Raw genomic sequence first — 18,405 nt, 5'->3', positions numbered from 1 at the left:
CAGGCGACGGTCTCTGTGAGACTCCAACCCTCCCCCCAACCCCCTCCCGCCTGCGGGAGGGGGAGCGAATATCGCGATTGAATCCCTCTTCTTCTCCCCTCCCGCAGGCGGGAGGGGCTGGGGGAGGGAAGGCGACACGCCATGGTCTCTGATGTTCGCTAACCTCCCCCCTTACGAAAACGTAAGCCAGAGCATTTGCCATCCCCCCGGCCTCTCGGGCATAAGCCTGCGCAAAGAACCCAAGGAGAGGTCATGGCATCGACGATGGTCGAACTGGAACGCCGCCGCGCCGCCGCGCGGGCCGGTGGTGGCGAGAAGCGCGTCGCCGCGCAGCACGCCAAGGGCAAGCTGACCGCGCGCGAGCGGCTCGACGTGCTGCTGGACGAAGGGAGCTTCGAGGAGCTCGATATGTTCGTCGAGCATAACTGCACCGACTTCGGCATGACCGAACAGATCGTCCCCGGCGACGGCGTGGTGACGGGTTCGGGCACGATCAACGGGCGGCTGGTGTTCGTCTTCAGCCAGGACTTCACCGTCTTTGGCGGCTCGCTGTCCGAACGTCATGCCCAGAAGATCTGCAAGATCATGGACATGGCGATGAAGGTCGGCGCGCCCGTCATCGGCCTCAACGATAGCGGCGGCGCGCGCATCCAGGAGGGCGTGGCGTCGCTGGGCGGTTATGCCGAGGTGTTCCAGCGCAATGTGCTGGCCAGCGGCGTGGTCCCGCAGCTTTCGCTCATCATGGGCCCCTGCGCGGGCGGCGCGGTCTATAGCCCGGCGATGACCGACTTCATCTTCATGGTGAAGGATTCGAGCTACATGTTCGTTACCGGTCCCGATGTGGTGAAAACGGTGACCAACGAGGTGGTGACCCAGGAAGCGCTGGGCGGCGCGGTGACCCACACCACCAAGACCGGCGTCGCCGACGTCGCGTTCGAGGATGATATCGAGGCGCTGCTGGCGGCGCGCGACTTCATCGACTTCCTGCCCGCCAACAACCGCGAGGGCGTACCCGAGCGGCCGACGGCGGATGCGTGGGACCGCATCGAGGAGAGCCTCGACACGCTGATCCCCGCTTCGGCCAACCAGCCCTATGACATGCACGAGCTGATCGCCAAGGTCGTGGACGAAGGCGATTTCTTCGAGGTCCAACCCGCGCACGGCGCCAATATCATCACCGGCTTCGGCCGGATCGAGGGGCGCACGGTCGGCTTCGTCGCCAACCAGCCGATGGTGCTGGCGGGGGTTCTCGACATCAATGCCAGTCGCAAGGCGGCGCGGTTCGTGCGCTTCTGCGACGCGTTCGAGATTCCGATCGTGACCTTTGTCGACGTGCCCGGCTTCCTGCCCGGCACCGCGCAGGAGCATAACGGCATCATCAAGCATGGCGCGAAACTGCTCTTCGCCTATGCCGAGGCGACGGTCCCGAAGATCACCGTCATCACGCGGAAAGCCTATGGCGGTGCCTACGATGTGATGGCGTCCAAGCATTTGCGCGGCGACCTCAACTATGCCTGGCCGACCGCCGAGATTGCGGTGATGGGGGCCAAGGGCGCGGTCGAGATCATCTTCCGGGGGCGCACCCCCGAGGAGATCGCCGAGCGCACCGCCGAATATGAGGCGCGCTTCGCCAACCCGTTCGTGGCGGCGTCGAAGGGCTTTGTCGACGAGGTGATCCAGCCGCATTCCACCCGCCGCCGCATCGCGCTGGGCCTGCGCAAGCTGCGCAACAAGGACCTGGCCAACCCGTGGAAGAAGCATGACAACCTGCCGCTCTGAGATGGTCGCGAGGGGGGGAGCCCTCCCCCATCCCCTCCCGCCTGCGGGAGGGGCGTGCTTGCGGACCACGCTCGCTCCAAGCCTCTCCCCTCCCGCAGGCGGGAGGGGGCGGGGGAGGGCTGGCGCTGTCCAGTTGCAAACCGGCTGGAGGCGCGCATGACCCTCGGCCGCCTCAACCATATCGGCATCGCCACGCCGTTGATCGAGAAGACGGTCGAAACCTATCGCCATCTTCTCGGCGCAGACGCGATCGGCACGCCCTTCGATCTGCCCCCGCAGGGCGTGCGGGTGTGCTTCATCGATGCGCCCAACACGCAGATCGAGCTCATCCAGCCACTAGACGAAACCTCCCCCATCGCCAACTTCCTGAAGAAGAACCCGGCGGGCGGCCAGCATCATCTGTGCTTCGAGGTCGCCGACATGGCCGCCGCCGTCGCCGCGTTGCAGGCCAAGGGGGCGACGCTGCTGGGCCAGCCGCGCATCGGTGCGCATGGCACGCCCGTCGTCTTCCTTCACCCGCGCGACATGGGTGGCGTGCTGGTCGAACTAATGGAAACGCCGGAGGAGGGGCATTGAGCGAGGCCATGCTGCGCACCGAGCGCCGGGGGGACGTTCTGGCCCTGACGCTCGACCGGCCCGATCGGCTGAATGCCGCGCCGCCCGCGCTGTTCGATGCGATCCGGGCGGCGCTGGCGGAGAGGGGCGACGCCCGCGCGATACTGATCGCGGGCGAGGGGCGCGCCTTCTGCTCGGGTGCGGACATATCGGGCGGCGATGTCGGCCCCGACACCGTCCACCGCGCGCTGGTCGACCATTACAACCCCGTGATGCTGGCGCTCGCCGACCTGCCCATCCCGGTGGTCAGCGCGGTGCGCGGCGCGGCGGCAGGGATCGGGTGCAGCCTGGCGCTCGCCGCCGATTTCTGCGTCGCCAGCGAAAGCGCCTATTTCCTCCACGCCTTCGTCAATATCGGGATGGTCTCCGATGGCGGGGCGAGCTGGATGCTGCCGCGCCTGATCGGCCGCGCCCGCGCCGCCGAGATGATGATGCTGGGCGAGCGGGTGGGGGCGGCCAAGGCGCTCGACTGGGGTATGGTCCACAAGGTCGTCGCCGACGATGCGCTCGATGCCGAGGCCTGGGCGCTGGCCGAACGGCTGGCGGCGGGGCCGAGCGTGGCGCTGGGCCTGATGCGCCGGGCGCTCCATGCCGGGTTCGAGAGCGACTATGCCGCAGCACTCGCGCGGGAAGCACAGGACCAGCGGAGAGCCCGCGCGTCACTGGACGGAGAGGAAGGCGGCCGGGCGTTTTTCGAGAAGCGCCCGCCGCGGTTCCTCGGGCGGTAAGACTTGCGCGCGTATGATGATTTCGCTCTAGTGAAAGAAAATAAGTAGCGCGCGTAACGAATGGATGAGGAGTGGCCGATGGCCGAACGCCCTGACCTGTCAGACTGGGAAGCCCTTGCCGCGCGTGAGGTGAAGGGGCGCGACCTCGACTGGCAGACGCCCGAGGGGATTACGGTCAAGCCGCTCTACACCGCCGCCGACGTGCGGGAAGACCCCGGCCTGCCGGGCTTTGCGCCGTTCACGCGGGGCGTGCGGGCGAGCATGTATGCGGGGCGCCCCTGGACGATCCGGCAATATGCGGGCTTCTCGACCGCCGAGGAATCGAACGCCTTCTATCGCCGCAACCTGGCGGCGGGGCAGAAGGGACTGTCGGTCGCCTTCGACCTGGCCACCCACCGGGGCTATGACAGCGACCACAGCCGCGTGACGGGCGACGTGGGCAAGGCTGGCGTCGCGATCGACACGGTCGAGGATATGAAGATCCTGTTCGACGGCATTCCGCTCGATGCCATGTCGGTCAGCATGACGATGAACGGCGCGGTGATCCCGGTGCTGGCCTTCTTCATCGTCGCGGCCGAGGAACAGGGGGTTCACCGCTCCAAGCTGGAAGGGACCATCCAGAACGACATCCTCAAGGAGTTCATGGTCCGCAACACCTATATCTATCCGCCCGAACCGAGCATGCGGATCATCTCGGACATCTTCGCCTATACATCCGCCGAGATGCCGAAGTTCAACAGCATCTCGATCTCGGGCTATCACATGCAGGAGGCCGGGGCGACGCAGCTCCAGGAGCTGGCCTTCACCATCGCCGACGGCATGGAATATGTGAAATACGGCGTGGCCTCGGGCCTCGACATCGATAAGTTTGCGGGCCGCCTGTCCTTCTTCTTCGCGATCGGCATGAACTTCTTCATGGAGGTCGCCAAGTTGCGTGCGGCGCGCGTGCTGTGGCACCGGGCGATGACGCAGCTGGGCGCGAAGGACGAGCGCTCCAAGATGCTGCGCACCCATTGCCAGACATCGGGCGTGTCGCTGACCGAGCAGGACCCGTATAACAACGTCATCCGCACCACCATCGAGGCGATGGCGGCGATGCTGGGCGGCACCCAGTCGCTTCACACCAATGCGCTGGACGAGGCGATCGCGCTGCCCACCGACTTTTCCGCCCGGATCGCACGCAACACGCAGATCGTGTTGCAGGAGGAAACGGGGATGACGAAGGTCGTCGATCCGCTCGGCGGCAGTTACTATGTCGAGAGCCTGACCCAGAGCCTGGTCGACGGCGCCTGGGAACTGATCGAGCGGATCGAGGCCGAGGGCGGCATGGCGAAAGCGGTCGCGGCGGGCTGGCCCAAGGCGATGATCGAGGAGGCGTCCGCCGCCCGCGCCGCCAGGGTCGACCGGGGCGAGGATGTGATCGTCGGGGTCAACACATACCGGCTGGCCGACGAGGCGCCGGTCGAGATCCTCGACATCGACAATCATGCGGTGCGCGGGGCCCAGGTCGCGCGGATCACGGCGGTGAAGGCCGCGCGCGATGAGGCGGCGTGCCGCTCGGCGCTCGATGCGTTGCGTGACGCCGCCAAAATTCCTCCCCTGCAAGGGGAGGTGGCAGCGGCGTCAGCCGCTGACGGAGGGGTGTCATCCCTCTCGAGCGTCGACACCCCTCCGTCATCGCTTTGCGATGCCACCTCCCCCGCCGGGGGAGGAATGGGGTCGAACCTCCTCGCGCTCGCCGTCGAGGCGGCACGGGCGCGGGCGACTTTGGGCGAGATTTCCGCCGCGTTGGAGGACGCCTTTGGCCGCTACGGCACCCAGCCGACTCCGGTCTCCGGCGTGTACGGCGGCGCTTACGGCGAGGACGAACGCTGGGCCCGCCTGATCCGCGGCGTCGAGACGGTCGAGCGCCGCCTGGGCCGCCGCCCCCGGTTGTTCGTCGCCAAGATGGGCCAGGACGGGCATGATCGGGGCGCGAACCTCGTCTCCTCGATGTTCGGTGATCTGGGGTTCGAGGTTGTGCCCGGCGCGCTGTTCCAGACGCCGGAGGAAGCCGCGCAGGTCGCGCTCAACCGCGATGTCGATGTCGTCGGCGCCTCCAGCCTGGCGGCGGGCCACAAGACGCTGATCCCCGAACTGATCGGCCATCTTCGCAACGCGGGCCGCGCCGATATCAAGGTCATCGCGGGTGGCGTTATTCCCGCGCAGGATTATCAGGCGCTCTACGATGCCGGGGTGCAGGCGATTTTCGGCCCCGGCACCAATCTTGTGAAGGCGGCCGAGGATGTGCTGAGGCTGCTGGGCCATAACATGCCGCCGGAAACGGGCGAATGACAGGACGACACGTGATGACGACGACCACCGCGCTGAGCGCCGAGATGGCAACCCCGCGCACCGACTGGACCCGCGCCGAGATCGCCGCACTGTTCGACCTGCCCTTCACCGAGCTGCTGTTCCGCGCGGCCGAGGTCCACCGCGCGCATCATGCCGCCGATCAGGTTCAGTTGTCGACGCTGCTGTCGATCAAGACCGGCGGCTGCCCCGAGGATTGCGGCTATTGCAGCCAGTCGGCGCATGCCGATACCGGTCTGAAGGCGACCAAGCTGATGGACCCGCGCGCCGTGCTACAGGCGGCGGCGCAGGCCAAGGATCACGGTTCGACGCGCTTCTGCATGGGCGCGGCCTGGCGCAATCCCAAGGACCGCGACATGCCCGCCATCGTCGAGATGGTGAAGGGCGTGCGCGCCATGGGCATGGAAACCTGCATGACGCTGGGCATGCTCACCGATGCACAGGCGCAGACGCTGGCCGAGGCGGGGCTCGACTATTACAACCACAATATCGACACCTCGCCCGAGCGTTATGGCGACGTCATCACCACGCGCAGCTTCGGCGAGCGGTTGGAGACGCTGGAGCATGTCCGCGATGCCGGCATCAACGTGTGTTGCGGCGGCATCGTCGGCATGGGCGAGACGCGCGGCGACCGGGTCGGCTTCATCCATGCGCTCGCCACCCTGCCGGTGCATCCGGGCAGCGTGCCGGTGAACGCGCTGGTGCCGGTCAAGGGCACGGTCCTGGGCGATATGCTGGCCGACACGCCGCTCGCCAAGATCGACGATATCGAATTCGTTCGCACCGTTGCGGTCGCGCGTATCACCATGCCGCATTCGATGGTCCGGCTGTCGGCGGGGCGCGAGAGCATGTCGGATGCGACCCAGGCCTTGTGCTTCCTGGCGGGGGCCAATTCGATCTTCACCGGCGACAAGCTGCTGACCGCGGGCAATGCGGGCGACGACAAGGATGCCGCACTCTTCGCCCGGCTGGGGCTCACCCCCATGGCGGCGGAGTGCAAGGTGGAATTGGAAGCGGCGGAGTGAGGCTTCCACCGCCCTGTTTCCCGGCGAAGGCCGGGACCCAGTGGCAGTGAACCATCGATGGCGCGTGGCAGAGGCCTCCCCCCGAGGCGGCACGGCGCGCCATCAGCGTCTTGGAAACTGTTCCCCGGCCTTCGCCGGGGAACAGGCGACACGGACCAACGACATAAAAGGAGAGGTAACCCCGTGTTCCAGAAAATCCTGATCGCCAATCGCGGGGAAATCGCGTGCCGGGTGATCCGCACCGCGAGGGCCATGGGCATCGCCACGGTCGCGGTCTATTCCGACGCCGATGCGGGCGCACCCCATGTCCGGCTGGCCGATGAATCGATGCGCCTCGGCCCCGCACCCGCCGCCGAAAGCTATCTCAAGGCCGAGCTGATCCTCGCGGCCGCCAAGGCGACGGGCGCGGATGCCATCCATCCCGGCTACGGCTTCCTGTCCGAGCGCGAGAGCTTCGCACGCGCCTGTGCCGAGGCGGGCGTCGCCTTTATCGGCCCGCCGCCGAACGCCATCGCCGCGATGGGCGACAAGATCGAGTCGAAGAAGCTCGCCAAGGCGGCGGGCGTCAATGTCGTCCCCGGCTATCTGGGCGAGATCGCCGATACCGAGGAGGCGGTGCGCATCGCGACCGACATCGGCTTTCCCGTCATGATGAAGGCGTCAGCCGGTGGCGGCGGCAAGGGCATGCGACTCGCCTGGTCGGAAGCGGATGTGCGCGAGGGCTTCGAGGCGACCAAGCGCGAGGGGCTGGCCAGCTTCGGCGACGACCGCGTCTTCATCGAGAAGTTCATCGAGTCCCCCCGCCATATCGAGATCCAGGTGCTGGGCGACCAGCACGGCAATATCGTCTATCTCGGCGAGCGCGAATGCTCGGTCCAGCGCCGCCACCAGAAGGTGGTCGAGGAAGCCCCGTCGCCCTTCGTCACCCCCGCGATGCGCCGCGCCATGGGCGAGCAGGCGGTCGCGCTGGCCCGGGCGGTGGGCTATTATTCGGCGGGCACCGTCGAGCTGATCGTCTCGGGCGCCGATCCGACGGGTGAGAGCTTCTACTTCCTTGAGATGAACACCCGGCTCCAGGTCGAGCATCCCGTCACCGAGGAGATCACCGGGCTCGATCTGGTCGAGCAGATGATCCGCGTCGCGGCAGGCGAGCCGCTGGCGTTCGGCCAGGACGATGTGACGCTGACCGGCTGGGCGATCGAGAACCGCGTCTATGCCGAGGACCCGTATCGCGGCTTCCTGCCCTCGACCGGGCGGCTGGTCCGCTACAACCCGCCCGCCGAGCAGGCCGATGACGACGTCCGCGTCCGCGTCGACGACGGCGTCGCCGAGGGCGGCGAGGTCAGCATGTTCTACGACCCCATGATCGCCAAGCTGGTCACCTGGGCCCCCACCCGCGAAGCCGCGATCGACGCGCAGATCGCAGCCCTCGACGCGTTCGAGATCGTCGGGCCGGGGACGAATATCGACTTCGTCTCCGCGCTGATGCAGCATCCGCGTTTCCGCGCGGGCGCGCTCACGACCGGCTTCATCGCCGAGGAATATCCCAAGGGCTTCCACGGCGCACCCGCAAGCGCGGATCTGACCCGCACCCTCGCCGCCATCGCCGCCTTCGCCGCCACCGCCGAGGCGGACCGGGCACGACGCATCGACGGCCAGCTAGGCCACCGGCTGCAACCGCCCGCCGACTGGACGGTGCGGATCGGGGGCGTCGACCATGCGGTCCACGTCGCAACCGATGGGATCAGCGTCGATGGTGCCGAACTCGACCTCGCCATCGCCTATACACCCGGCGACCGGATGATCGCGGTCGAGGACGAGGGGGGCGAAACCCTCCACGTCCGCATCGCCAGGACCCGCACCGGCTTTCGCCTGACCACACGCGGGGCGAGCCACATTATCCGCGTCCTCCCGGCCCGCGCGGCGCCCTACGCCCGGCACCTGATCGAGAAGGTGCCGCCCGACCTGTCCAAATTCCTGATCGCGCCGATGCCGGGCCTGCTCGTCCGCCTCGACGTGGCCGAGGGCGACAGGGTCGAGGCGGGGCAGCCGCTGGCGGTGGTCGAGGCGATGAAGATGGAAAACATCCTGCGCGCCGCCAAGACCGGCACCGTCAAGACCATCACCGCCAGGACCGGCGACAGCCTGGCGGTGGATGCGGTCATCCTCGAATTGGAATGATACCGGGGGCGTCGCCGTCGACGCCCCCGATCGTCACGCCGCGACCGCCTGGCGCGGGGCGTTTGCGATGCGGTCCTGCGCGATGGCGCGGGCGGCATGATGCGGGGTGGCGCCGTCGCGTGCCGCACGGGCCAGCGTCTCCTCCATCCGCAGCGCGATGCCCTGTACCCGCTTGCGCACGTCGGGCGCGCGCCAGCCGAGATATTCGCCCGCGACATTAATGATCCCCCCGGCATTGACCAGGAAGTCGGGGGCATAGAGGATGTCGCGCTCGGCCAGTCGGTCGGCCATGTCCTCGCTGGCCAGCTGGTTGTTCGCCGCGCCGCACACCACGCTGGCGCGCAGCCCCGCCACGGTTTCGGCATCGAGCACCGCCCCCAGCGCGCAAGGCGCCAGCACATCGACCCGCGCGGACAGCAGCGCGCGGCTGCTCATCACCATCGCGCCGAAGCGATCGGCGGCGCGCGCCGCCACCTCGCTGCGCGGTTCGGCGACGATCAGCCGCGCACCCATTTCGTGCAGCAATTCGCACAGCGCATAGCCGACATGCCCCAGCCCCTGCACCGCGACGGTCACGTCGGACAGTTCCGCGCCCAGCCGGTGCCGGACCGCGACCTGCATCGCCTGTGCGACGCCCAGCGCGGTCCAGGGCGAGGGATCGCCGCCCGGCCGCCCGCCGCTTGCGGGAAGCCCGGCGACGTGGTGCGTTTCCCGAGCGACCATGCCCATATCCTCGACCGAGGTGCCGACATCCTCGGCGGTGACATAGCGTCCCTTCAACTCGCGCACCGTCCGTCCAAAGGCGCGGAACAGCGCCGCCCGGTCGAAATCGCCCTGCGGCAACCGGATGACGGCCTTGCCTCCGCCAAAGGGCAGGTCGGCCAGCGCATTCTTCAGCGCCATTCCTTCGGCCAGGCGCAGCGCATCGACGGTCGCCGCGCGGTCGCTGGCATAATGCCAGGCGCGGCACCCGCCCGCCGCCGGGCCCAGCGCGGTCGAATGGAGGACGATGACCCCGCTCGCCCCCGTGTCGGCGTCGTGGAACGACACCACCTCTTCGGGGGGCAGGCTGTGGGCGTCTGGTGCGGTGCGCGACATGTTGGTCTTCCCTTGATCTGTTGGAAAGCAATCTAGCGGCTCCGGCCAAGTGTTTCTGGTCCATCTTGGGGGCTTGGACACGAAAGATCGGTTGAATTGACCTAGTAAGGCGATTTATCGGAATGATTATGCCGCACGATCTCGATATCTGGGAACGCCGCATCCTCGCCTTGCTTCAGGAGGATGCTAGCCTATCCACCGCCGCCATCGCCGAGGCGGTCGGCCTGTCGGCCTCGCCCTGCTGGCGCCGGATCGACCGGCTGGAGCGGGATGGGATCATCAAGCGGCGCGTCGCGCTGGTCGACCGGGCCAAGGTCGGGCTGAAGGCGCAGATCTTCGCGCAGGTGAAGCTCAATGCGCATGGCCGCGCCAATCTGGACGAATTCGCCGCCGCGATCCGCGAGGTGCCCGAGGTGATGGAATGCCATGTGCTGATGGGGTCGGTCGACTTCATGCTGCGCATCGTGGCAGCCGATATCGAATCCTATGAACGGCTGTTCTTCGAGCGGCTGTCCAACCTGCCGGGGGTGCAGGAAATCAACTCCACCGTCGCGCTGTCGGAGATCAAGTCGACCACCTCGCTGCCGATCGGGCCTGGATCGTAACGACGCTTGCCTGACACGCGCGGCCCCGATACCGCCCGGCCACGACAGGCGGCGGAGACGATATGGCGCGGACGCGGGGCTTGGGGAGGATTCGGATCGGCCTGTTCCTGCTGGTCTGGCTGAGCTGTGCCTGGTTCGGGTCGTGGGAGTTCAATCCCAACAACGCCACCCGGCTGTTCGCCGCGATCCGCATGGTCGAGAACGGCACCGCGACCATCGATCCCTTCGCGCCGCTGACCATCGACAAGGCGCAGTTCGGCGCCCATGCCTATCTCGACAAGGCGCCGGGCATGACCCTGATGGCCTTGCCCGCCGTGGCGATCACCGACCTCGTCACCGGCGACCGCGCGGGGCGGCATATACCGAGTTCGGTCGACCCCGGCTTCGTCGCCTATCTGAAGCTGCGTACGCGGGTGGCGGCGGCGACCGGATCGGCGCTGCTGACCGCCATCGCGGCGGTGCTGCTGTTCGATCTGGCGCTGACGCTGACCGGCGGCGCGGGGGCGGCGCTGTTCGCGGCGCTGGGCTATGCGCTGGGGACGCCGATCTGGGGTTATTCCACCACCTTGCTGGGCCATGCGGCGGTCGCGGCGTTGTTCGTCATCGCTCTGGCCGGTGTCGCGCGTGGTGGCGGACGGTGGATGGCGGCGGCGGGGCTGGCGCTCGGCTGGGCGGTGGTGGTCGAGTATCAGGCGGTGCTGGCGGGATCGGTCATCGGGCTGTGGGCGGTGTGGAGGTATCGCGCGACGCCCAGGGCGCTGCTGCCGCTGATCGTCGCGGGGGCGGCGGGGCTGTTGCCGCTTGCCGCCTATAATCTCTTCGCCTTCGGGACGCTGTTCCGCATCGGCTATTCGGGCGTGGTCGGGTTCGAGGGGATGAATCAGGGGCTGTTCGGGCTGACCGTGCCGCGCCTGGCGGTGCTGCGCGAGATTCTGGTCTGGCCGACGCGCGGGCTGTTCTGGGTGGCGCCGGTGCTGCTGGTCGCGCCGGTCGGCCTGTGGCGGCTGGGGGAGGAGCGGGCGACGCGCGGGATCGCGCTGGCGGCGGCCGGGGTGGCGGTCGTCGCGCTGCTGGTCAACGCGGCCTATGTCTATTGGGACGGCGGCAATGCCACCGGGCCGCGCCATGCGATGCCGCTGGCGGGCGTGGCGGCGCTGGGGCTGGCACCCGTCTGGGCGATGGCGCGGGCCGGATGGCAGCGCGTCGGGCTGGCGGTGCTGCTGATCGGTTCGGTCGCGATCAACCTGACCATCGCGGCGGCGGAGATCTTCGCGCCGCCCGGCTATCGCTGGGCCTGGTGGCAGGCGGTGATCCAGCTGCGGTTCCGCTTCGGCGACCTGCGCACCATCCCCTCTGAATGGTGGGGATGGACGAGCTGGAACGGCCTTTATCTATGGGCGGCGGTCGCGATCCCGCTCGCCCTGTGGCTGGTTCAGTCCTGCGCGCGCTTCAGTCCGCGCACCCGGTGCCAGACATAGAAGCCGACCAGCAGGACCAGGACGATCCCGATCGCCAGATCGGCCCGGTGAAAGAACGCCTTCACGCGCGGGTCGGAATCCCATTTCTCGCCCAGCTCGCGCCCGACGATCGCGAGGACCAGGCAGAAGGGCCAGCTGCCGAGAAAGGTATAGAGGTGGAACGGCACGAGCGGCATCCGCGCCACCCCCGCCGGAAAGGCGATGAAGGTGCGGATCACCGGCAACAGCCGCCCGATCATCACCGCGATCGAGCCATATCGCGCGAAGAACCGATCCGCCGCGTCCAGCTCGCCCGGCCCGATCAGCAGATACTTGCCCCAGCGCTCCGCGACCGGCCGCCCGCCGCGCTTGCCGATCTCATAGGCGACGATCGAACCCAGATTGCACCCCAGCGCCCCCGCCGTCGCGGCGAGATAGAGGTTGAACTGGCCGGTCGACACCAGATAGCCCGCAAAGGGCATGATGATCTCGGAGGGCAGCGGAATGCACGCGCTCTCGATCGCCATCAGCAGCATGATGCCCAGATAGCCGCCCGACGAGATGACCCAGATGGCGAAGCTCGCCAGTGCGGAAAGAAGTTGTTCGACCATGGGGCCAGCGACTTGCGCGATTGGCGGGGCAGGGTCAATCGGAACCGCATGGGCGTGCGGCCGGTTTGGGACGCATGACGATGTTGACCCTGAACGACGATCGCACCATGCCGCAAATCGGGCTGGGCACCTATCAGATCCCGGATTCGCAGGTCGCGCTGGTGGTGCGGCGCGGGCTCGATACCGGCTATCGTCTGGTCGACACCGCCGCCCTTTATGGCAATGAGCGCGGCGTGGGCGACGGTCTTCGCGATGCGGACGTGTTCCTGACCACCAAGCTGTGGAACGACCGCCACCGCGATGCCGAAGCGGCGCTGGACGAGAGCCTGGCGCTGCTCGGCGTCGAGGCGGTCGACCTCTATTTGATCCACTGGCCCGTCCCCGCCGAGGACGCCTATGTCGAGGCATGGCAAAGCCTGATCGCGCTTCGCGAGGCGGGCAAGGCCAGGTCGATCGGCGTGTCGAACTTCCTGCCCGAGCATCTCGACCGCATCATCGCGGCGACGGGTGTGGTGCCCGCGGTCAACCAGATCGAGCTCCACCCCCGCTTCCAGCAGCGCGAGGCGCGCGCCTATCACCAAGCCAAGGGCATCGTGACCCAGAGCTGGAGCCCGCTGGGGCAGGGCGGCGAACTGCTGAAGACGCCCGAGATCGTCGCCATTGCGGACAAACATGGTCGCTCGGCGGCGCAGGTGGTGCTCGCCTGGCATCTGGCGCATGGCCTGTCGGTGATTCCCAAGGCGGCGGATGCGGCGCACATGGCGGACAATTTCGCCGCGACCGAACTGACGCTGGACGACGAGGACATGGCCGCGATCGACGCGCTGGACGATGCCGAGGGGCGGATCGGGCCGGACCCGCGCACGATGTGACCCTGTCGCGACTTTAAGGACCGTCGTTCGGTCGCATTTCGTCAGGACGACAACGCCCCCGCCGCCAGCCTCAGATCCTCGACGAAGCGCGCATATTCCACCTCCTTCGCCGCCGGATCGGGCAGGCGGAGCAGATAGCTGGGGTGGACGGTGATAAACGCGGTTCCGCCACCGGGCAGGGTCAGCGCCTTGCCCCGTTCGCGTCCGATCGTCATCGCCTTGCCGAACAGCGAGCGCGCCGCCGTCGCGCCCAGCGCGACCGTCACCTGTGGCTGGATCAGCAGGCGTTCCTGCTCGACCCACCAGCGGCACGCCTGGATCTCCCCCGCATTGGGCGAGCTGTGGATACGCCGCTTGCCGCGTGGCTCGAATTTGAAATGCTTGACCGCGTTGGTGACATAGGCCCGCGCGCGGTCGATCCCCGCCTCCGCCACCGCGCGGTCGAACACCTGTCCGGCAGGACCGACAAAGGGGCGGCCCGCCAGATCCTCCTGGTCGCCCGGCTGCTCGCCGACGAACATCAGGGGCGCGTCGACCGGGCCTTCGCCGAACACCGTCTGGGTGGCGGGTGCGTAGAGCGGGCAGCGGGTGCAGCCCATCGCCTCGTCGCGCAGCGCCGCCCAGGCCGCCTGCGCATTGCCGCCGCGTCCGGTCCGTACATCCACCCTGGCGGTGTCGATCATGCCCGTCTCCCGTGCCTGCGCGCCTGCGATCAGTTGCGGGACCAACGCGGTTTCCGGCATGTTTTTCCAGTATTTGCGCGGCATCTCCTTCAGCATGGCACCGATCTTCACGCGGGCGGGGTTGAAGATGCTGGCATAATAGGTCTTCCACACCGCCTCGGTCGGATCGCCCTCGGGCGCGTCGGCCTTGCTGGCGCCCGGCCCCTCGGCGAGCGTCTTGCCGTCCCAGTGGAGCGACACCTCCGGCGTCAGGATCGACCAGCGCATCGTCGTGAAGCGGTTGACGAAGAAGGCCGCATTGGCGCGCACGATATGATGTTCGGGCTCGAACCAGGCGACATAGCGCGGGCCGTCGTCATCCTCGGTCTCGCGGAAGCGCAGGAAGGCGCGCATCTTGTGGATGTCGCGCCGCACCGCCTTGGCGAGCCGGTCGAGGCGGCGGACCAGCGGATCGGCCTGATCCTCGATCAGCCGGGGTTGCCGTCGCAGCCGGTCGAGCGCGGTGTGGAGCAGCGCGAAACGCTCCGGATCGTGCGACAGGATGACGCTACGCGCGAGGTCGATAAAGCCGCGCGATACCGTGAAGCGCGGCGCGGGGCTGGTCGGCCTCTCCTCCGCGACGGCGCCGAACAGGTCGGCGGTCTGCTCGCCGACCTGCCAAACGACCTGATCGGGCGGCACGGCGTCGGCGATCAGGCCACGCGCCGCGTCCCGCCACGCGTCGAAATCATCGGGGGCAGAAAGGGTTATGATGCGCATCGCGCGTCAATCCGCCCCGTGGCGGGGAGGATGAGGGTCGCTCCCGATCAATCGCGCTCGTCTCCGCCCGGCGGATTGGCCTTGGCCTCCTTCGCCTCGATGGGTTTGCGCTCCTCGTAGATTTCGGCGAGCTTCTTTTCGGTCGCGTCGTCCAGTTCCTTTTCGGCGGCCGGGAACATCTCTTCCTCTTCCTCGTCGATATGATGCTCATAGCGATGGCGCATGTGGAAGAATTTGGACTCCCACTCGTCCGAGGCGAAGTCGAGGTCCATCATTTCGCCGAGCAGATCGTCGATCTCCTTATGCTCGGACACCGAATGGCGGGCATCGTCGCGCAGTTCGGGTTCGCCCAGCATGGTCGCATAGAGCGACTCCTCCTCGGCGGCGGCGTGGCTCTGGATTTCGATGCGGAACGCCTCGAACAGCTTCTTGCGCTTGGCTCCATCGCCCTTCAACTCGGCGAGTTCCTTGAGCATTTCCCGCTGCTTGTCGTGGTCGCGCTTCAGATCGGCATAGATGTCGGCGGTGGCCATGGCCTTGTCTCCTTCGCGCGACCAACGGCGAAACGCGACGCGCGTTTCACCCGCGAATCACTCTCACTCAGCCGAAGAGTTCGAGCTGCTTGCCGCGCGGCTTGACCAGCGGCTTCAGGTCCGCCCGCTCGGCCAGCGCGACCGGGCGCCAGTCCTCGGCGATCAGGAAGGGGCGCAGCTTGGCGATCGAGACGGTCAGCCGCCCGACATCCTCCAGCCGCAGCCTGCGCCATTGGCGGGTGGCGATGATCCGGTCCACCGCCTTCACCCCCAGCCCCGGTACGCGCAGCAGCATCTCGCGCGGGGCGCGGTTCACATCGACCGGGAAATGCTGGCGGAATTTGAGCGCCCAGGCGAGCTTGGGATCGATGTCCAGCGGCAGCATGCCCGTCGCCTCGTCGGCGGCGGCGGCCACCTCATGGGGGCGATAGTCGTAGAAGCGCATCAGCCAGTCGGACTGGTACAGCCGGTGCTCGCGCATCAGCGGCGGGCGCTGGAGCGGCAGGACGGCCGAGGCGTCGGGGATCGGGCTGAACGCCGAATAATAGACGCGGCGCAGCCGGAAGCGATCGTAGAGCGTCGCCGCGCGCCCGACGATGTCGCGGTCGGTGGCGGCATCGGCGCCGACGATCATCTGCGTCGACTGGCCGGCGGGCGCGAAGCCGGGGGCGGACTTGTAGCGTTTGGAGGCGTCCGCCCGGTCCTCGATCGCGGTCTTCACATCGGCCATCGCGCCTTCGATCCGAGCGGCGTCCTTTTCGGGCGCGAGGCGGCGGAGCCCGCCCACGGTCGGCAGCTCGACATTGATCGATACGCGGTCGGCATGGACCCCCGCCAGCCGCACCAGTTCGGGATCGGCGTCGGGAATGGTCTTCAGATGGATATAGCCGCGAAAGCCATGATCCTCGCGCAGGCTCCGCGCGACCTCGACGATCTGCTCCATCGTGTAGTCGGACGATTTGATGATGCCCGACGAGAGGAACAGCCCCTCGATATAATTGCGCCGGTAGAAGGCGAGGGTGAGGTTCACCACCTCCTGCGCGGTGAACCGCGCGCGGCGGACATTGGAGGATTTGCGGTTGATGCAATAATGGCAGTCGAAGATGCAGCTGTTGGTCAGCAGGATCTTGAGCAGCGAGATGCAGCGGCCATCGGGCGCATAGGCGTGGCAGATGCCCATGCCCTCGGTCGAGCCGATCCCCTTGCCGTCGCGACTGTTGCGCTTGGACGTGCCCGACGAGGCGCAGGAGGCATCGTATTTCGCGGCATCCGCCAGGATCGCCAGCTTCTCACGGGTGTCGAGTTGCGCCATGTGTTCGATATATGTTCGCCCGCGCAGCGCGACAAGCGGAACCGGGCGATCCGGTGGTTGGCGGACGGTTTGATGGATTAAAGGCGGATGTCGCGCAGGCTGGATCGGCCGCCCCGCCCGCCTTCAACCCTGTCGCCGCCCGCGTCCTTTGGTCATCGGGTCGGGCTTTTTGGGCGGCACCCAGTCTTTGGGGCGTTCGGGGCGGGACTGGCTGGTGCCCAGGCCCATCGCGCCGGGCTGCTGGCGGGTCAGGCCGCTGGTGTCGACGCTGATATCCTCCGCCCCGCCGCGCAGCAGGTTGATCCGGTCGCGAAGCGCCCGCGCCTCCTCGAAGTCGAGGCGTTCGGCGGCGGCGTCCATCTGGCGGCGGAGGTCTTCGATGCTTGGCCCGGTCATGACCCGATAAACGCGTCAGGCGGCGATGCGTGCCGCCTCGGTCTCGGCGATCCAGCCGCCGCCGAGCACCCGGTCGCCGTCGTACAGCACCGCCGCCTGGCCCGGCGACACGCCATATTCGGGCGCGTCGAAGACCAGCCGGTCGCCGACCATGCGCGCGGGCACCGGCTTGGCCATTGAGCGGACCTTGGCGAAGAGCGGGCCGTCGAGCGGGCCGAGGATGTTCATCCCGCTCAGCCGCGCCGCCTCCACCGCCAGCGCCGCGCGCGGGCCGACGACGACGCGCCGGGTGTCGGGCTCCAGCCGGACGACATAGAGCGGCTCGGGGCTGCCGCCGATCTCCAGTCCGCGCCGCTGGCCGACCGTATAGTGGATCAGGCCGCGATGCTCGCCCAGCTTGGTGCCCGACAGGTCGACGATGTCGCCGCGCGTATCGGCCTCGGGGCGCAGCTTGCGGACCAGGCCCGCATAATCGCCGTCGGGGACGAAGCAGATATCCTGGCTGTCGGGCTTGGCCGCGACGCCGAGGCCCAGTTCGGCCGCGATCTCGCGCACCCGCGACTTGGGCAGCGCGCCGAGCGGGAAGCGCAGGAAGTCCAGCTGGGCCTGGGTGGTGGCGAACAGGAAATAGCTCTGGTCGCGCGCCGGATCGGCCCCGCGATGCAGCTCCGCGCCGCTCGCGCCTTCGACCCGGCGGACATAATGGCCGGTCGCCAGGCAGTCGGCGCCCAGATCGCGCGCAAGGGCCAGCAGGTCGGTGAATTTCGGCCCCATATTGCACTGGACGCAAGGGATCGGGGTGCGCCCGGCCAGATATTCGTCGGCGAAGCGATCGACCACCTGGGTACGGAAGCTGTTCTCATGGTCGAAGACGTAATGCGCGATGCCCAGCCGGTCGCACACCGCGCGCGCGTCGCGGATGTCGCGGCCTGCGCAACAGGCCCCGGCGCGGCCGACCGCCTCGCCATGATCGTAGAGCTGGAGGGTGACGCCGATCGTCTCGGCCCCCGTGGCATGGGCCAGCGCGGCGACGACCGAACTGTCGACCCCGCCCGACATCGCCACCACGATCCGACGCGCCCGGGGATCGCCCCCAAGCTGGAAATCCACCATCTGCTCCATCGCGCTCCCATACGCCTTTCCGGCCGGGCATGCAAAAAATCGGGGCAACCGATGGGGAAAGGGGTGACAGGGGCCTGAAAAACGGGGCCAATGCGATGGGCCTTTACCCGGCTTTCATACCCGTCCAGTAACAGGAGGGCCGACCCACAATATGGATGGCGCTTTTGGATCTCAGCTTCAACAGATTCGATCGGGATACTGAACTGACGGTGTTGCCGCCCGATCTGGCGGTGCTGATGGTCGGCGCGACCGCGCGGCAGGCGGCCAGTCATACGGC

The 18,405-nt window shown here is 67.9% G+C and carries 16 protein-coding genes; 9 read left to right on the top strand and 7 right to left on the bottom strand.

Annotation, left to right across the window (positions count from 1 at the left end):
- Positions 1–252: 252 nt before the first annotated feature.
- The 6 genes from ACFX59_RS03200 to ACFX59_RS03175 all read left to right on the top strand — a co-directional run bounded on the left by ACFX59_RS03200 (position 253) and on the right by ACFX59_RS03175 (position 8,680).
- Positions 253–1,779, top strand: coding sequence for an acyl-CoA carboxylase subunit beta (locus ACFX59_RS03200; RefSeq protein WP_294236350.1), 1,527 nt, complete (start codon positions 253–255; stop codon positions 1,777–1,779).
- 156 nt (positions 1,780–1,935) lie between these two features.
- Entirely contained in the window at positions 1,936–2,355 is a 420-nt protein-coding gene (mce, locus tag ACFX59_RS03195) for a methylmalonyl-CoA epimerase (protein WP_387429555.1), read from the top strand.
- An 8-nt stretch (positions 2,356–2,363) separates the two neighbouring features.
- Positions 2,364–3,122 (top strand): enoyl-CoA hydratase-related protein, encoded by a 759-nt coding sequence (locus ACFX59_RS03190; RefSeq protein ID WP_387429642.1) that lies wholly within the window; start codon positions 2,364–2,366, stop codon positions 3,120–3,122.
- Between the two features lie 78 nt (positions 3,123–3,200).
- The gene (scpA, locus tag ACFX59_RS03185; RefSeq protein WP_387429552.1) at positions 3,201–5,456 is read left to right on the top strand and encodes a methylmalonyl-CoA mutase; all 2,256 of its coding nucleotides are present in this window, start codon (positions 3,201–3,203) and stop codon (positions 5,454–5,456) included.
- 14 nt (positions 5,457–5,470) lie between these two features.
- The gene (gene bioB, locus ACFX59_RS03180) at positions 5,471–6,499 is read left to right on the top strand and encodes a biotin synthase BioB (protein WP_387429549.1); all 1,029 of its coding nucleotides are present in this window, start codon (positions 5,471–5,473) and stop codon (positions 6,497–6,499) included.
- Positions 6,500–6,682: 183 nt separating this feature from the next.
- A complete protein-coding gene (locus ACFX59_RS03175; protein ID WP_387429546.1) occupies positions 6,683–8,680 on the top strand; it encodes a biotin carboxylase N-terminal domain-containing protein in 1,998 nt (665 codons plus the stop codon).
- A gap of 33 nt (positions 8,681–8,713) precedes the next feature.
- Here ACFX59_RS03175 and ACFX59_RS03170 read toward each other — a convergent pair whose 3' ends face one another.
- Positions 8,714–9,778, bottom strand: coding sequence for a Glu/Leu/Phe/Val dehydrogenase dimerization domain-containing protein (locus tag ACFX59_RS03170; protein WP_309700919.1), 1,065 nt, complete (start codon positions 9,776–9,778; stop codon positions 8,714–8,716).
- A 128-nt stretch (positions 9,779–9,906) separates the two neighbouring features.
- Here ACFX59_RS03170 and ACFX59_RS03165 point away from each other — a divergent pair, with 128 nt between their 5' ends.
- Positions 9,907–10,383: an Lrp/AsnC family transcriptional regulator gene (locus ACFX59_RS03165; protein WP_387429639.1), complete on the top strand. Its 477-nt coding sequence runs from the start codon at positions 9,907–9,909 to the stop codon at positions 10,381–10,383.
- Between the two features lie 62 nt (positions 10,384–10,445).
- Positions 10,446–11,861, top strand: coding sequence for a hypothetical protein (locus ACFX59_RS03160; RefSeq protein WP_387429542.1), 1,416 nt, complete (start codon positions 10,446–10,448; stop codon positions 11,859–11,861).
- On the opposite strand, the gene ACFX59_RS03155 is transcribed toward ACFX59_RS03160, so the two are convergent.
- Entirely contained in the window at positions 11,816–12,451 is a 636-nt protein-coding gene (locus ACFX59_RS03155; protein ID WP_307100779.1) for a DedA family protein, read from the bottom strand. The genes ACFX59_RS03160 and ACFX59_RS03155 overlap by 46 nt on opposite strands.
- Positions 12,452–12,525: 74 nt before the next feature.
- On the opposite strand from ACFX59_RS03155, the gene ACFX59_RS03150 reads away from it, so the two are divergent.
- Positions 12,526–13,323 (top strand): aldo/keto reductase, encoded by a 798-nt coding sequence (locus tag ACFX59_RS03150; protein WP_387429539.1) that lies wholly within the window; start codon positions 12,526–12,528, stop codon positions 13,321–13,323.
- Between the two features lie 41 nt (positions 13,324–13,364).
- Here the strand turns inward: ACFX59_RS03150 and ACFX59_RS03145 are convergent, their stop codons facing one another.
- The 5 genes from ACFX59_RS03145 to mnmA all read right to left on the bottom strand — a co-directional run bounded on the left by ACFX59_RS03145 (position 13,365) and on the right by mnmA (position 18,119).
- Positions 13,365–14,765, bottom strand: a complete 1,401-nt coding sequence (locus tag ACFX59_RS03145) for a UdgX family uracil-DNA binding protein (protein WP_387429537.1) — start codon at positions 14,763–14,765, stop codon at positions 13,365–13,367.
- A gap of 47 nt (positions 14,766–14,812) precedes the next feature.
- Positions 14,813–15,298: a hemerythrin domain-containing protein gene (locus tag ACFX59_RS03140; RefSeq protein WP_307100770.1), complete on the bottom strand. Its 486-nt coding sequence runs from the start codon at positions 15,296–15,298 to the stop codon at positions 14,813–14,815.
- Between the two features lie 67 nt (positions 15,299–15,365).
- Positions 15,366–16,610 carry a putative DNA modification/repair radical SAM protein gene (locus ACFX59_RS03135; protein ID WP_307100769.1) on the bottom strand — a complete coding sequence of 415 codons (1,245 nt, stop codon included), beginning with the start codon at positions 16,608–16,610 and terminating at the stop codon, positions 15,366–15,368.
- A 123-nt stretch (positions 16,611–16,733) separates the two neighbouring features.
- Complete coding sequence (locus ACFX59_RS03130; protein ID WP_307100766.1) at positions 16,734–17,006, bottom strand: UvrB/UvrC motif-containing protein; 273 nt, start codon at positions 17,004–17,006, stop codon at positions 16,734–16,736.
- Positions 17,007–17,021: 15 nt separating this feature from the next.
- Positions 17,022–18,119 (bottom strand): tRNA 2-thiouridine(34) synthase MnmA, encoded by a 1,098-nt coding sequence (gene mnmA, locus ACFX59_RS03125; RefSeq protein ID WP_387429636.1) that lies wholly within the window; start codon positions 18,117–18,119, stop codon positions 17,022–17,024.
- Positions 18,120–18,405 lie beyond the last annotated feature (286 nt).

The sequence above is a fragment of the Sphingomonas sp. NCPPB 2930 genome, assembly GCF_042867205.1.
In the GTDB taxonomy this organism is placed as follows: Bacteria; Pseudomonadota; Alphaproteobacteria; order Sphingomonadales; family Sphingomonadaceae; genus Sphingomonas.
Note: the sequence above shows the minus strand (reverse complement) of the source record. Positions and strands in the feature narration are given on the sequence as shown.

Excerpts from the sequence above, each read along its gene's own strand:
- ACFX59_RS03200 (WP_294236350.1), top strand. The coding sequence starts at position 253 with ATGGCATCGACGATGGTCGAACTGGAACGCCGCCGCGCCGCCGCGCGG.
- mce (WP_387429555.1), top strand. The coding sequence starts at position 1,936 with ATGACCCTCGGCCGCCTCAACCATATCGGCATCGCCACGCCGTTGATC.
- ACFX59_RS03190 (WP_387429642.1), top strand. The coding sequence starts at position 2,364 with ATGCTGCGCACCGAGCGCCGGGGGGACGTTCTGGCCCTGACGCTCGAC.
- scpA (WP_387429552.1), top strand. The coding sequence starts at position 3,201 with ATGGCCGAACGCCCTGACCTGTCAGACTGGGAAGCCCTTGCCGCGCGT.
- bioB (WP_387429549.1), top strand. The coding sequence starts at position 5,471 with ATGACGACGACCACCGCGCTGAGCGCCGAGATGGCAACCCCGCGCACC.
- ACFX59_RS03170 (WP_309700919.1), bottom strand. The coding sequence starts at position 9,778 with ATGTCGCGCACCGCACCAGACGCCCACAGCCTGCCCCCCGAAGAGGTG.
- ACFX59_RS03165 (WP_387429639.1), top strand. The coding sequence starts at position 9,907 with ATGCCGCACGATCTCGATATCTGGGAACGCCGCATCCTCGCCTTGCTT.
- ACFX59_RS03160 (WP_387429542.1), top strand. The coding sequence starts at position 10,446 with ATGGCGCGGACGCGGGGCTTGGGGAGGATTCGGATCGGCCTGTTCCTG.
- ACFX59_RS03155 (WP_307100779.1), bottom strand. The coding sequence starts at position 12,451 with ATGGTCGAACAACTTCTTTCCGCACTGGCGAGCTTCGCCATCTGGGTC.
- ACFX59_RS03150 (WP_387429539.1), top strand. The coding sequence starts at position 12,526 with ATGACGATGTTGACCCTGAACGACGATCGCACCATGCCGCAAATCGGG.
- ACFX59_RS03145 (WP_387429537.1), bottom strand. The coding sequence starts at position 14,765 with ATGCGCATCATAACCCTTTCTGCCCCCGATGATTTCGACGCGTGGCGG.
- ACFX59_RS03140 (WP_307100770.1), bottom strand. The coding sequence starts at position 15,298 with ATGGCCACCGCCGACATCTATGCCGATCTGAAGCGCGACCACGACAAG.
- ACFX59_RS03135 (WP_307100769.1), bottom strand. The coding sequence starts at position 16,610 with ATGGCGCAACTCGACACCCGTGAGAAGCTGGCGATCCTGGCGGATGCC.
- ACFX59_RS03130 (WP_307100766.1), bottom strand. The coding sequence starts at position 17,006 with ATGACCGGGCCAAGCATCGAAGACCTCCGCCGCCAGATGGACGCCGCC.
- mnmA (WP_387429636.1), bottom strand. The coding sequence starts at position 18,119 with ATGGTGGATTTCCAGCTTGGGGGCGATCCCCGGGCGCGTCGGATCGTG.